We start from the raw sequence: 259 nt of genomic DNA, 5'->3' as shown, positions 1-259 counted from the left end.
GCTCGGTGACCCGGCTGCTGGCCAACGTCAACCGCGAGCTGCTGCGCCAGCAGTTCGATGAGTGGGTGAAAGAATCTGCCGAGACCCAGGTGACCGTCTCCGCCGGTGGCACCGCCAGCCAGGGCGCCCTGTCGGCCGATGCCAGCCTGCTGGCCCGTTTCACCGTCAACGTGACCGAGCAGGCCCGTCAGGGCAGTCTGGATCCTGTGCTGTGCCGGGATCACGAGATCGATCTGATGATCGACATCCTCTCCCGCCG

1 protein-coding gene is annotated in these 259 nt (G+C 66.4%); it reads left to right on the top strand.

Going from position 1 to position 259, the window contains the following annotated elements; all coding sequences use genetic code 11:
- A partial coding sequence (locus KW821_RS21500) for a hypothetical protein (protein WP_218292871.1) occupies positions 1–259 on the top strand: 259 nt, incomplete at both ends.

Origin of the sequence: Aeromonas sp. sif2416 (genome assembly GCF_019218665.1) — a bacterium.
Lineage (GTDB): Bacteria > Pseudomonadota > Gammaproteobacteria > Enterobacterales > Aeromonadaceae > Aeromonas > Aeromonas encheleia.
This window is presented reverse-complemented; position numbering and strand designations above follow the sequence as displayed.